At 71.4% G+C, this 13,318-nt stretch carries 10 protein-coding genes; 7 read left to right on the forward strand and 3 right to left on the reverse strand.

From position 1 onward, the window contains the following. The 6 genes from AB0447_RS19275 to AB0447_RS19300 all read left to right on the forward strand — a co-directional run. On the forward strand, positions 1-224 hold a 224-nt coding region (locus tag AB0447_RS19275; RefSeq protein ID WP_366477887.1), incomplete at its 5' end, for a 2-oxo acid dehydrogenase subunit E2. A gap of 197 nt (positions 225-421) precedes the next feature. Further along, complete coding sequence (locus tag AB0447_RS19280; RefSeq protein WP_366477888.1) at positions 422-1,000, forward strand: hypothetical protein; 579 nt, start codon at positions 422-424, stop codon at positions 998-1,000. Beyond that, positions 1,000-5,580, forward strand: a complete 4,581-nt coding sequence (locus AB0447_RS19285; protein WP_366477889.1) for a putative T7SS-secreted protein — start codon at positions 1,000-1,002, stop codon at positions 5,578-5,580. Before AB0447_RS19280 ends, AB0447_RS19285 begins: the two co-directional genes overlap by 1 nt. 6 nt (positions 5,581-5,586) lie before the next feature. Beyond that, positions 5,587-5,916: a hypothetical protein gene (locus tag AB0447_RS19290; protein WP_366477890.1), complete on the forward strand. Its 330-nt coding sequence runs from the start codon at positions 5,587-5,589 to the stop codon at positions 5,914-5,916. A gap of 402 nt (positions 5,917-6,318) precedes the next feature. Then, the gene (locus AB0447_RS19295; protein ID WP_366477891.1) at positions 6,319-7,161 is read left to right on the forward strand and encodes a helix-turn-helix domain-containing protein; all 843 of its coding nucleotides are present in this window, start codon (positions 6,319-6,321) and stop codon (positions 7,159-7,161) included. Positions 7,162-7,210: 49 nt separating this feature from the next. Then, positions 7,211-7,978, forward strand: coding sequence for a hypothetical protein (locus AB0447_RS19300; RefSeq protein ID WP_366477892.1), 768 nt, complete (start codon positions 7,211-7,213; stop codon positions 7,976-7,978). Here AB0447_RS19300 and AB0447_RS19305 read toward each other — a convergent pair. Beyond that, positions 7,975-8,388, reverse strand: a complete 414-nt coding sequence (locus tag AB0447_RS19305; protein WP_366477893.1) for a PPOX class F420-dependent oxidoreductase — start codon at positions 8,386-8,388, stop codon at positions 7,975-7,977. The genes AB0447_RS19300 and AB0447_RS19305 overlap by 4 nt on opposite strands. Before the next feature lie 229 nt (positions 8,389-8,617). On the opposite strand from AB0447_RS19305, the gene AB0447_RS19310 reads away from it, so the two are divergent. Further along, complete coding sequence (locus AB0447_RS19310; RefSeq protein WP_366477894.1) at positions 8,618-10,639, forward strand: C1 family peptidase; 2,022 nt, start codon at positions 8,618-8,620, stop codon at positions 10,637-10,639. Positions 10,640-10,825: 186 nt separating this feature from the next. On the opposite strand, the gene AB0447_RS19315 is transcribed toward AB0447_RS19310, so the two are convergent. After that, positions 10,826-11,800 carry a D-alanyl-D-alanine carboxypeptidase gene (locus AB0447_RS19315; RefSeq protein WP_366477895.1) on the reverse strand — a complete coding sequence of 325 codons (975 nt, stop codon included), beginning with the start codon at positions 11,798-11,800 and terminating at the stop codon, positions 10,826-10,828. A gap of 117 nt (positions 11,801-11,917) precedes the next feature. Next, a complete protein-coding gene (locus tag AB0447_RS19320; protein WP_366477896.1) occupies positions 11,918-13,120 on the reverse strand; it encodes a DUF418 domain-containing protein in 1,203 nt (400 codons plus the stop codon). Positions 13,121-13,318 lie beyond the last annotated feature (198 nt).

Genomic DNA, 13,318 nt, shown 5'->3' on the forward strand with positions numbered 1-13,318 from the left:
ACACCGGCACCCCCATCCTCAACCCCGGCGAATCCGCGATCCTCGCCGTCGGCGCGATCAAGCTCCAGCCCTGGGTCCACAAGGGCAAGGTCAAAGCCCGCCAGGTCACCACCCTCGCCCTCTCCTTCGACCACCGCCTCATCGACGGCGAACTCGGCTCCAAGTTCCTCGCCGACATCGCAGCCGTCCTGGAGAACCCCAAACGCCTCACCACCTGGGCGTAAAACCGCCACGTGAACGACCGGTTCCCGTAAGGGGACCGGTCGTTCGCTTGTTCGCCAACGCATCGCATGAGTACCGTGTCCGCCAGCGGGGGTGTCGACCGCCCCCGGGACGGGGGTCCACACATGCAACTTCCGTACGACACATACGCGTTACCGCACTGCGAGAGCGGGCGCGGCTGCGGCAGCGGTGACCGGGTATGAGCGGCGACGACGAGCTCCTCATCTCCCCGCAGGCGGTCAAGAGCATCCAGGACGGCCTGCGAGCGGCCATCGCCGAGCTGCGCGAAGCGGGCGCGGAACAAGGCGGTGCTTCCATGGGCGCCGGGTTCAGCGACCTCGCCATGACCGGCATGGAAGCCGGACATCCCGGCCTCGCCACCGATTTCGAGGACTTCTGCGAGCGGTGGGAGTGGGGCGTACGCGCCCTCGTCCAGGACGCCAGCGGTCTCGCCGCCCGCCTCGGCATCGCGGCCGGCACCCTCTGGGAGGAGGACCAGTACCGGCACGGCGCCATGAAGGTGCTCGTCAACTCCCTCTACGGCAACCCGCACGCGAGCGAAGACGACATCGAGAAGAAGCCGTGGGGCGAGTTCGCCCGGCCGCCGTGGGAGGTCTACCGCCCGGACTACAGCGGGGAGTCCTTCGACAAGGCGTGGGACGACATGGGGAAGACCTGGGAGGACGCCGGCGACAAACTGACGAGCTCCGGGAAGATCGGCTCCATCAACGACCTCATCGAGCAGATGGACCGGGCGAACGGGGACGGTGAGCGCTGATGGGCTGGGGCGACTTCATACCCGACTCCGTCGAGGACTGGGCCGAGGACCGTGCCGAGGACGTCGGCGATTTCGTCGAATGGGCCGGGAACAAGACTGCCGGCATTGCCGAGAAGGCCGGCCTGGACGACGCGGGCGACTGGATCCGCGACAAGAGCCGTTCGGCCGCCAACACCCTGGGCGCCGATGTCGCCGAGCTCGAACTCGGGCAGACCGAGGACCCGAAGAAGCTCGTCTACGGCAGCGTCTCCAAGATTCGCTCCCAGGCGTCCCACCTGAAGGACTTCCAGAAGTCCTTCACCAACGTCGGCAACGGGCTCAAGGCCCTTCAGGGCGACGGCCTGAAGGGCAAGTCCGCGGACTCCTTCCGGGAGGCGGTTGCCAAGGAACCGCCCAAGTGGTTCAAGGCCGCCGACGCCTTCGGCAAGGCGGCGGACGCGGTCACGCGGTTCGCGGAGACCGTGGAATGGGCGCAGGGCCAGGCCAAGGAGGCGCTCGCCGAGTACCAGGCGGCCCGGAAGGCCTCGCAGGACGCCGTCGACGCGCACAACAAGAACGTCGACACCTACAACGACGCCCTCAAGGCGAAGCAGGACCCACTGCCGCCCCGGCCCGGGACCTTCACCGACCCGGGCAAGGCCAAGGCCGCCGCCGCCCAGGACAAGCTCGACTCGGCGCGCAGGCAGCGCAACGACATGGCAGAGACGGCCCGTACGGCCATCCGCGCGGCCCGCGACGCGGCCCCTCCCAAGCCCTCGTACGGGGAGCAGCTCAAGGACGGGGCCCAGTACTTCGACATCGCCAAGGAGCACCTCGCCGGCGGCCTCATCAAGGGCACGGCCGGCCTGCTCAACTTCGCCCGCTCCATCAACCCGACGGACCCGTACAACCTCACGCACCCAGCCGAGTACCTGACCAACCTCAACTCGACGGTCTCCGGGCTGGTCACGGCGGTCAACGACCCCCTCGGCACGGGCAAGAACATGCTCGACCAGTTCATGAAGGACCCGAACGAGGGCATCGGGAAGCTTCTCCCGGAACTGATCGGAACCAAGGGCTTGGGAGCGGCCAAGAAGGCCGGGACGATCGCCAAGACCGTGGACGACTTACCGGGCGACGGCCGTACCTCGCTCGACAAGAACGGCCCGGATAAGTCGGACAAGACCGACGGGAACAAGACCAGCCAGGGCACCGACCCGGTCGACCTGGCCACCGGCCGGATGTACCTCCCGCAGACCGACATCGTCCTTCCCGGAACCCTCCCGCTGGTCTTCACCCGCCGCGCCGAATCGGGGTACACGGCGGGCCGCTGGTTCGGCCCGTCCTGGTCCTCCACGGTCGACCAGCACCTGGAGATCGACGCCGAAGGCATCGTGTTCGTGGCGGAGGACGGCCTCCTCCTCTCCTACCCCCACCCGGCCCCCGGCCTCCCCGTCCTCCCGGTGACCGGCCCGCGCCGCCCGCTCGCGCGCACCCCGGACGGCGACTACACCCTCACCGACCCGGACACCGGCCACACCCGCCGCTTCACCCCCGAGGGCCGCATCGAGTCCCTCACGGACCGCAACGGCAACAGCATCACCTTCGAGCACGACGAGCACGGCACCCCCCTCGCCCTCACCCACAGCGGCGGTTACCAGCTCCGCCTGGACACCGCGGACGGCCGTATCATCGCCCTCCACCTGACGGGCGGCCCGCGGATCCTCGCGTACGCCTACACGGACGGAAACCTGACCTCGGTCACCAACTCCTCCGGCCTCCCCCTCCGCCTCACGTACGACGACCGCTGCCGCATCACGTCCTGGACGGACACCAACGGCAGCCGCTACGACTACGCCTACGACGAGCGCGACCGCTGCATCGCGGAGGGCGGCGCTGCCGGTCACCTGGCCCTCACCATCGACTACGACGGCACCGACCCCGCCACGGGCCACCGCATCACCACGGTCACCACATCGGCAGGCCACATCCGTCGCTACCTGATCGACCGCCGCTACCGCGTCCTCGCGGAAACGGACCCCCTGGGCGCGACGACCCGCTTCACGTACGACCGCCACGGCCGCCTGCTCACCCGGACCGACCCGCTGGGCCACACCACCGCCTGCTCCTACGACGAGGAGGGCCGCCTGATCTCGGTGGTCCGCCCGGACGGGCGGACGACGAGGGCGGAGTACGACGACCTCGGCCTGCCGGTGAAAGTGACCGCGACGGACGGCACGGTCGTCCGCCAGACGTTCGACGAGCGCGGCAACCGCATCTCGCTGACCACGTCGGACGGCGCCACCACTCGGTTCGCCTACGACGACCGCGGACACCTGGCCTCGGTGACCGATCCGCTCGGCGCGGTCACGCGCATGGTGTGCGACGCGGCCGGACTCCGCCTATCGGTCACGAACCCGCTGGGGGCCGTTTCTTCCTGCACCCGGGACGCCTTCGGACGACCGGTCACCCTGACCGACGCACTGGGGCGCACCACCCACCTGACCTGGAGCGCGGAGGGCCGCCTGGTCGGCCGCGTCCACCCGGACGGTACGGGGGAATCCTGGACGTACGACGGCGAAGGCAACTGCATCACCCACACCGATCCGGTCGGCGGGGTCACCGTCTCCGAGTACGGCGACTTCGACCTCCCCACCGCCCGCACCACCCCGGACGGAACCCGCCACGAGTTCACCCACGACACCGAACTCCGGCTGACAGGGATCACCAACCCCCAGGGTCTGGCCTGGACCTACACCTACGATCCGGCGGGCCGCCTCATCGCCGAGACGGACTTCGACGCCCGTACCCGCACGTACGAGTACGACGCCGCAGGCCGCCTCACCGCACGCACCAACGCGCTCGGCCTGACCACCACGTACGAGCACAACTCCCTGGGCCAGGTCACGCGCAAGACCGCGGCCGAGGGCATCACCTCGTTCGAGTACGACACCACGGACCAACTCGCCCTCGCGCGGTCTCCGTTCGCGACGATCACGTGGCTTCGGGACCGCCACGGCCGTCTCCTTTCCGAAACGGTCGACGGCCGTAGGCTCACGTACACGTACGACGCCCTGGGCCGCCGTACGGGCCGCACCACTCCGTCCGGCGCGCACTCGGCCTGGACGTACGACGCGGCCGGCCACCGAGCCGCCCTCACCACCTCCGGCCGCACCCTCACCTTCGACCGCGATGCGGCAGGCCAGGAACTCACCCGTACGTTCACGGACGCCCTGACCCTCACCCACACATACGACGAGACGGGCCGCCTCACCACCCAGCACCTCACCGGCCAGGACGGCCGCACCCTTCAACGCCGCGGCTACGCCTACCGCGCGGACGGGGCCCTCACGGAGCTGGACGACCTGCTGTCCGGACACCGCACCTTCACCCTGGACGCCGCGGCGCGCGTCACGGCCGTCGAGGCACCGACCTGGTCGGAGCAGTACGCGTACGACTCGGCCGGCAACCAGACCGCCGCGGCGTGGCCCACTACCCACCCGGGCGCAGAGTCCCAGGGCCCCCGCACCTACGCCGGCACCCGACTCACCGCCGCCGGCTCGGTCCGTTACGAACACGACGCGCAGGGCCGTGTCACCCTCCGCCAGAAGACCCGCATCTCCCGGAAGCCGGACACGTGGCGTTATGCCTGGGACGCGGAAGACCGCCTCTCGGAGGTGGTGACGCCGGACGGCACGACCTGGCGCTACACCTACGACCCGCTGGGCCGCCGCACCGCGAAACAACGCCTCGCGACCGACGGCTCGGTCGTGGAAGCGGTCCACTTCACCTGGGACGGCACGACCCTCTGCGAACAGATCACGGACGGGGTCACGCTCACTTGGACCCACGACGGCCTGCACCCGCTCACCCAGACCGAGTCGAACGGCGTGGACGAGCGCTTCTTCGCCATCGTCACCGACCTGATCGGCACCCCGAAGGAACTGGTCGCCGAAGACGGCACGATCGCCTGGCACACGCGCTCCACCCTCTGGGGCACCACCACGTGGAACCGCGATGCGACGGCCTACACCCCGCTCCGCTTCCCGGGCCAGTACTACGACCCCGAAACGGGCCTCCACCACAACTACTTCCGCACCTACGACCCGGAAACGGCCCGCTACCTCACCCCGGACCCCCTGGGCCTCGCCCCGGCCCCCAATCCGGCGACATACGTCGGCAACCCCCACACCTGGTCCGACCCGCTCGGCCTGGCGCCGTATCCGCCGCGCCTCAAGGACGGTGGTTGGGACTTGAGGGGGCACGATCCCCTGAGCATCGTGCCCAAGCATGCCAATATGCGTATCCTCACGCCTGACCCGAATGGTGGGGCGCAGAAGGGCGTGGAATATCACTGGTACGACAAGCAAACCGGAAACGTTGTGCGCCTGAGGGTCCACGATGCCGACGGCACCGCTCCTCCTGGATCGAATGCCGCAAACGGGGATGTCTATCGAATATCCATAGGTGGTCGGTACCAGGATGAGGCGGGGAATCTCTACCACCGCAACGTGCACAAGGATCAAAGTCCGCACTTCGATCCCGAGGCCGCGAACCGGACGCACATTCCTTGGCCCAGTGCGTACCCCCTCCCGTACTGAATCGGAGTGTCGACCATGTCGTTGCAGCCCGCGCACCTTCTGCAGTTGCTCCGGAAACTGGTGGCGGATGATCCGTCGCAAAGGGCACTAGGTGCGGACGAGTCCACGGACTGGCCCAACAGCTATGCACCCGTTGACGGTCGAATTCTGGCCGGGGTGCTCGCGATCTGTGCCGCCTGCGAAAGCGATCCGACCGCACTTGAGGCTCAGCTCAACGCGATCATCCAGCTGGGTGGATTGGCCGACGAGGAATCCGTCTCCTATCTGAAGGTGCTGGAAGGCGCGGACCTTCCTGACGGCCTTGCGGATTACGTCCACGACATCCTGCATGAATAGGGATCGGGGTGGTGTCGCGCCGACCCCTGGATCGCTCCGTGTGGACGTAGGGCCGGGGCCGCGGTGTGGGTTTTCGCGGTTCGGTCGGCTGGGCGGTCAAGTAAGCCAAGGACGGGGGGAAATGACCTCCGCCAGACCCCTCCAGCCTCCCGGACGAGGCCGTCGCCCACATGGGTGAATTGGGCCAACTGGGCTGGATTCGGCAGGGGTTGGCTGGCATATGCTCGGCGCGACCGACCCCAGACATGCGTCGGCCCCCGGCGGGACTAGCGATCCCGGCGAGGGCCTGGCCAGCAAGGAAGTAGACGCTTCCCGATGGATGTTTCAAAGCCTAGCGTGCTCGCGCGCGCCTCGTCCCGTCTTCGCGACGAGACCCCCCGATCCGGTGTCATTCACGTCAAGGTGAGGCACACGAGTCGCTTCACCGTCGTCGGAAACCACCTCGCCCAGCACCCCGCACTGTCGCTCATGGCGGTGGGGCTCGCGCTCCACATCCAGTCGCTGCCCAGCGGGGCCCGCATCGGCATCAGGGATCTGGCCGCCCGGTTCCCCGACAGCGAGTACCGGATCGCCCGTGCGCTGCGGGAGCTGGAGGCGCACGGGTACCTGGAGCGGAGCCGGGTGCGGCTGGCCGACGGGCGGGTGGTGACCCGGACCGTGTCCTATAACCGGCCGGGGTCCTCGCCCGATCCGGATCGGGATCCCGATTCCGGCCTCGATTCCGGCTGCGGACCTGGGTCCAGCCCCGGTCACGGCCCCGGTCCCGAGGGCGAGCTGCCTCCGCCACCGCCGCCCAAGGGGACAGGAGCGGCAGTCGGAGGTGCCGGGCCGCGGTCGGCCGGCGGGCTGCCGCGGCCGGGCGGACCGCACAATCCGGCCCGGCGGCGGGCCGCCGAGGAGGTGTTGGCCAGGTTGCGGCGCAGTGATCCCCGGCTGTTGCTCGGCGCCCGGGACGTCGAGCGGCTCGCGCCCGGCGTCGAGGCCTGGTTCGAGCGGGGCGCCACCGCCGACGCCGTGACCGCGGCCCTCACCGCGAACTTGCCGCCCCAGCCCCGCAACCCCGCCGGCCTGATCGCCCACCGCCTCACCGCCCAGCTCCCGCCCGCCCTGGCCCCCACACCCCGCGCCGCACCCTTCGTACCGCCCGACCCCTTCCAGACCTGCGACCACTGCGACCGGGCCTTCCGCGGGCCCGCCCCAGGCCACTGCAACGACTGCCGCACCGACGAGGCCGAAGCCGCCTGAGGCGCGGCCCGGGCACCGTCTAGGCTGCCGCCCGGAAGGGGGGCGCGGTATGACGATCGCCGAGTTGCAGGTGTACTCCGTCGAGGAGGCCGACGTGTCCGGCGGGGTGTGCATCGTGCGCTGTGTCGGTGGGGTCGCGCGGACCGGGCAGGTGTATGCCGCCGCCGGTGCCAGGGCCGTGCTGCGGCGGATCGAGTGGTACGGGCGGGACGTGAAGGCCCTTGATGCCGCTCATTCCGCGAAGGTGCACCTGAGCGGTGCGATCGTGCCGCTGCTCGGCCGGTTCCAGGTGATCAGTTCCATTCCCGTGGGCGCGCTGAGCCTGGCGGACGCCGAGTTCTGGCTGGCAGACGGTGCCCCGCCGGCCGAGGAGCAGGACCTGCACACCCTTCGCGCCCTGGGCAGCGGAAGAATGCAGGACGAGCGGCTGCCGGAGGCCGAACGGATCCGCTGGGCCCGGATCCAGCTCGCCGCCATCGAGCGGATGGGCCTGGCCCCTTTGGTGGCGGCGATCGATTCGGCGCAGGTGCGGGCCTACCTGATCCGGTACCTCGGCCCCGGGACGGGCACCGGCGACGGGCTGCGGGACCCGGTCGGGCTGTGCCGCTTCGTGCTGGACCGGATCGGCATCGGCCCGGACGAGGCGCTCCGGGACGGACGGGTCTGGAGGGACCTGGAGCCGGAGCGGATCCTGCGCCTGCGGCGCCTGAAGCTCCTGACGGCCTCGCTGGACGCGGCCCGGCCGCACCTCGCCGACGGGGATCGGCTGGGTGCGGCCGTGGACGCGTGGCTCCGGGTCCGCAAGGAACTCCCTTAGGCGTGCGCCGCGTTGCCGAGGACCCGGCGCGGGGTGATCCGTACGACCACCCGGACCTGCTCCGGCGGCGCGTCCAGGTACTCCTTGCCGGCGCCCGGGCCCTCGTACTCCTCGGCGATCCGGACGGCGACGGCCCGCCCGATGTCCTCGGTGACCGTGGCCTCGCCGCGTATCTCCGTGTAGAGGAAGGGGTTGGTGAGGTCGAAGACGGTCAGGCTGACGCGCGGATCCCGGACGATGTTCCGTTCCTTGCGCCGGCCCTGCTCCGTGGAGACCAGGACGTCCTGGCCGTCCCGGCTGACCCAGACGACCGAAGTCTGCGGGCTGCCATCGGGGTTGAGGGTCGACAGTACGGCCGGGTGCGGGGCGTCCAGCAGCTTCCGTACGGCATCGTTCAGGGCAACGGTCATGTCTGCGACCCTAGGCGGCGCTCCCGGGGTGCGTCGACCGTCTTGATCCCGCTGCCGCCGACTACCCGAAGTCGCTCCACCCCGAAGGCCCCTGCCACAGCCCGCCGGTGACGTTGCACCACGCTCCCGGTCCGGCCCGCCCGGACGGCCGGATGCCCCCCTTGACGGACCGTCCGGGCGGATGGACGCTCACGGCTTGGCATCCGTACGGTTCAAGGGGGGAGCCGGTATGCCGGAGGAGTACGACAGGCCTGTCCAGCTCGCGGGGGAGCTGCGGGCACAGCTGCTGGAGCACGGGGCGACCTGGTCCGTCAGCGAGCGGCTGGGCGACGACGACCCGGTGCCGCGCGCACCGCTCGGACTGGACCCCGGCGGACCGCTCACCACGGCCGCCCGGGCCGGAGCCGTCGATCTGCGGGGGCTGATCGGACGGGAGAGCGGCAACCCGCACCTCACCCGGCGGCGGGCCGCCCACGGGCTGCTCCCGGACCGGAAGGCGCAGGCCACCGCACCCCGGCCCGCCACCGTCGACTGGCGGCAGCGCTGGGGGTGGCCGTGGATCACCCGGGTCAGGGACCAGGGCCCGTGCAAGTCCGGCTGGGCCTTCGCCGCGGCCGGGCTGGTCGAGTCGATGGCCCGGATCGAGCACCACGTGTGGGCGGAGCGCGCCGAGGGCGATCTGCACGACGGGATGCGGGCCACCTGCGGTCAGCTGGGCACCCCGGAGGAGGCCCTCGACTGGATCAGGGACAACGGCGGCATCGCCGACCCGGGCTGCCATCCGCCCGCGGCGCCCCCGGCCGGGCTGCCCGCCGAGCGGCTCGACGCCTGGCGGTTCGCGTACCCGCCCAGCTGGGACCGGTCCGGCCGGACCGTCCGGATCAACGGCTACGTCCGGCTCGGCGACGTGGAGCAGCAGAAGGTCTGGCTGGACACCGTCGGCCCGCTGACCGCCTGTTTCGACGTGTACGAGGACTTCTTCGGGCTCGGCGCCGGCGTGTACCGGCGGACCACCGACCGCCGGGTCGGCGGGCACAGCGTGCTGATCGTCGGCTACGACGACGCAGCCGGCTGCTGGATCTTCCGCAACTCCTGGGGGACCGGCCGGCACGTCGGCGGGTTCGGCCGGATCGGCTACGGGGAGGCCCGCATCGACCACTGGGCCAAGTGCGGCCTGTACGACACCAACATCGACCCGTGGAGCAAGCGGCGGCTGCACGCCGGCAACGTCTACGAGAGCGGCAACGGGCGCGCGCACCGCAACTTCGAGCTGCTCCTCACCGACGGGGACGGCCTCACCGGCGGGAGCGGTCCTATCGGTGGGGGCGGTCCTATCGGTGGGGGCGGCCTCACCGACGGGGGCGGTCTCGCTGGTGGGGGCGGTCTCGCCGACCGGGGCGGTCTCGCCGGCGGGGGTGGCCGGCTCCGGCACTGGTGGCGGAGCGGCGACCCGCCGCACCGCTGGTTCCGCGGCGAAGCCTTCGGCAGCGACGCCTCCGGCCGGCCCGCCTTCACCGGCACCACGTACAACCGGAACATGGAGTCCCTGCACGTGACGCCCGGCGGGCGGCTGCGGCACTGGTACTTCGAGCAGTCCGCCCGCACCTGGCGCGACGGCGGCCTCTTCGGGGCGGACGGGGACGCGGCGGCCGGGTCCACGCCCGCCTTCATCCAGAGCGACTACGGAAAGCCGGGCAACTTCGAGGTGGTGGTGCGGACCGCCGACGGACGGCTGCGCCACTGGTGGCGGATCAACGGATCGCCCTGGTCGTGGAACGACGGAGGCTGCTTCGCCTCCGGCATCGCGCACTACGGGCCCGCCCTGGTGCAGACCCGGGCCCGGCGGCTCGACGCGGTGGCCACGCGTACGGACGGCCGGATGCAGCGGTGGTGGCGGGACGACGCGGCGGGGTTCGTCTGGCGGCCGGGGGAGATCTTCGGCAGCGGGATCGGCTCGGCGCCCTGCCTGATCGAGGCGCAGTACGACGCCCGGGACGAGGACACGGCCGGGAACTACGAGCTGTGCGTGGTCGCCGAGGACGGGCGGATCGAGCACTGGTGGCGGGGGAACGCGAGCGGCTCGGCCTGGATCCGGAGCGCGGTGTTCGGCGCGGAGGCGCTGGCCGTGACCGGGATGCTGCAGGGCAGCTTCGGCTTCCGGCTGGAAGTGTTCGTGCTGCGCGCCGACCGGCGGGTGCAGCACTGGTGGCGCGACGAGAGCGGCTGGCAGGCGGGGCCGGTGATCGCCTGAGCGGAGGGGAGGGGAGGGGAGCGGAGCGGCTCGCGGGGCGCGGCGTGATCCGCCGGGCCTGGGCGAGCCCTTCGGGGAGCCCTTCCGCTGCGTGCGCCGGGACACCCGGTAGGCGAGCCGTGCCCGGTGTCCCGGCGGTGAGCCGTGCCCGGGGTGCCGGGCACGGCTCGCCGTGGGCGGCCGCGACTAGTCGCGGTTCGCGCCCGGCGGGAGCTCGCGGAGCTCGGGGCCGGAGCGCATGCTGCTCGGCACCGGGCCGAGGCTGTAGTTCATGATCTTCTTGGCGTCGTCGTACCGGGCGGTGGTCGAGGCCGAGCCCAGCACGGCGCCGATCACGGTCTTGCCGTTGCGGGTGGCCGCGAAGACCAGGCAGGGGCCGGCCGGGGTGTTGGTGCCGGTCTTGATGCCGATGGCGCCGGGGTAGGCGCCGATCAGCTGGTTGCTGTTCGGCCAGGTGTAGTAGCGCAGGCGGCCGGTGGCGGCGGTGGCGGTCGCCTTCATCTCCGACCGCGCCACGAGCTTGCGGAACTCGGTGTTGTTCATCGCGGCCCGGGCGAGCTTCGAGAGGTCGCGCGGGGTCGTGTAGTTGTTGGCGCTGTTGTTCGGCGAGTTGCCGTCGAACGAGTCGAACTTGGTGTTCGTCAGGCCCAGCGCCTTCGCCTTCAGGTTCATCTGGTTGATGAAGTCGGCCTTGCGGGCGGCCCGGGTGGTGCCCTTGCCGTAGGCGTCGGCGAGCGCGTAGGCGGCGTCGCAGCCCGACGGACCCATCATCGCGTTCAGCATGCCGTACGTCGTGAGCTTGTCGCCGACGTACAGGTACGCGCTGCTCGCGCCGACCTGGGCGACGTACTCCGGGTACGCCTTGTTGACCGTGAGCTTGCGGCTGAGGTCCAGGTTCGGCGTGCTGAGCACCACGTACGCCGACATGATCTTGGTGGTGCTGGCCATCGGGCGGCGCGTGTCGGCGGCCTTGGCGAACTGGCCGACGCCGCTCGCGTTGTCCAGCAGGAAAGCGCCCTTGGCGGTGACCGTCGGCCAGCCGGGCGGGTTGGCGGCGGACGCGGTGCTCACAAGCGGGGAGGCCGTCAGCAGGGCGCCGGTGACGCCGGCCACGAGCACGGCGCGGCGGGCCCGCGAGAAGCCTTGTGTGCCGAATTTCAAGAGGGATCCCCCGAGTTCGCGAAGAACGGATCTGTGTGGTGCCCGCGTGGAGATGCGGGTACCGGACAAGAGACGCTCGGCGGGGCCGTACGGATGTACGGGATCCGAGGATCGTTGCTATTCCGCAATCTGAGCGGCGGCGGATTCGTGCTCGCGCTGCGGTTCCGGCTCCCGTGAGTGCGGTCGGCGCCGCGGGGTGAGGATGCGGTGCTGTACGGATTCCAGCGGGCCGCGCGGGAAGCGGCGCAGCCAGAGCCAGGAGCCGGCCACGAGGACCGCGCAGACGGCCGCCCACAGTCCCATCACCCACCACGGCCCGGCGTCGGCCGGGATCCGGCTCGCCAGGCCCAGCCCGAGCCCGTAGCAGGCCAGCATGCAGAGCAGGTTCTGGAGCACGTAGGAGGAGAGGGCGGTGCGGCCCACGGAGGACAGCCCGGTGGTGAGCGCGGCCGGCACCGGCAGCCGGTCCAGGGCCCAGCCGATCAGCCCGAGGTAGCCGAGGGCGACCAGCGGGGCGGCGGCGTAGCGGCCCAGCACGAACCAGTCGGGCCCGCCGAGGGCGGTGGCCAGGTTGAGGGGCAGTCCGAGGCCGAGGCCCCAGCAGGCCAGCCGGGCCCGCAGCCGCCGGCCGCCGGCGTCCGGGGCGAAGGCACCCGCGCGGTAAAGGCGCACGCCGAGGAGGAAGAGGAACACCAGCAGGCCGAAGGAGAAGACCGGCTCGATGCGCAGGGCCAGGGCGTTGTCGATCCGGAAGCCGATCTGCTCGGCCCAGCTGCCCCCGGCGTAGAGGTCCACGGCTCGGGCGGAGACGGCCGGGGCGGCGTCCGGATCGGCGAGCTGGGCCAGGGTGAACAGGGCGACCAGCGTGAGGTGCCAGCCCGCCGCGATCCACAGGGCCACCCGGCGCACCCGCTCGGAGCGAGCCAGCAGCCAGGCCACCAGCAGGGCGGTGACGGCGTAGCCCATCAGCACGTCCCAGGCGAAGACCAGCAGGAAGTGGACGGTGCCTTCGAGGAAGAGGAAGGCGGCCCGCCGCCAGTACCCGCCGGGCCAGGGGCGGCCGCGGCGCGCGGCCGACTCGTACTGGATGGCCAGCCCGACGCCGAACAGCACGGTGAGCAGCGCCAGGAACTTGCCGTCGGCGAGGAAGCGGAAGAGGAACTCGGGGTTCACCCGGTCCGGCATGTCCAGGCCGCCCTGGAGGACCGCCCACTCCGATCCGGGGGTGGCGAAGATCCAGACGTTGGTCATCAGGGTGCCGAGGATGGCCGCCCCGCGCAGGACGTCGAGCAGCGGGATACGGCGTGCGGTGTCAGCCATGCCTTCAGCGTCCCGGCGGGGAGGGGCCGATACCTCGTGCGGTCGGAGGAAAGGGGGGTACATCCTTCGATGCAGTGGTGCGGGGTGCGGGGTGCGGGGTGCCGGTGCCGGGTGCGGGCGCGGGTGCGGGTCCGGGGCCGGTGCCGGGTCCGCGGCCGGGGTCGGGGTCGGGGGTCCTCGGTTCGGGCCGGGGCCGGC

This window comes from Streptomyces sp. NPDC051211 (assembly GCF_040689505.1).
Taxonomy (GTDB): Bacteria; Actinomycetota; Actinomycetes; order Streptomycetales; family Streptomycetaceae; genus Streptomyces.

Excerpts from the sequence above, each read along its gene's own strand:
- AB0447_RS19285 (WP_366477889.1), top strand. The coding sequence starts at position 1,000 with ATGGGCTGGGGCGACTTCATACCCGACTCCGTCGAGGACTGGGCCGAG.
- AB0447_RS19310 (WP_366477894.1), top strand. The coding sequence starts at position 8,618 with ATGCCGGAGGAGTACGACAGGCCTGTCCAGCTCGCGGGGGAGCTGCGG.
- AB0447_RS19305 (WP_366477893.1), bottom strand. The coding sequence starts at position 8,388 with ATGACCGTTGCCCTGAACGATGCCGTACGGAAGCTGCTGGACGCCCCG.
- AB0447_RS19280 (WP_366477888.1), top strand. The coding sequence starts at position 422 with ATGAGCGGCGACGACGAGCTCCTCATCTCCCCGCAGGCGGTCAAGAGC.
- AB0447_RS19320 (WP_366477896.1), bottom strand. The coding sequence starts at position 13,120 with ATGGCTGACACCGCACGCCGTATCCCGCTGCTCGACGTCCTGCGCGGG.
- AB0447_RS19300 (WP_366477892.1), top strand. The coding sequence starts at position 7,211 with ATGACGATCGCCGAGTTGCAGGTGTACTCCGTCGAGGAGGCCGACGTG.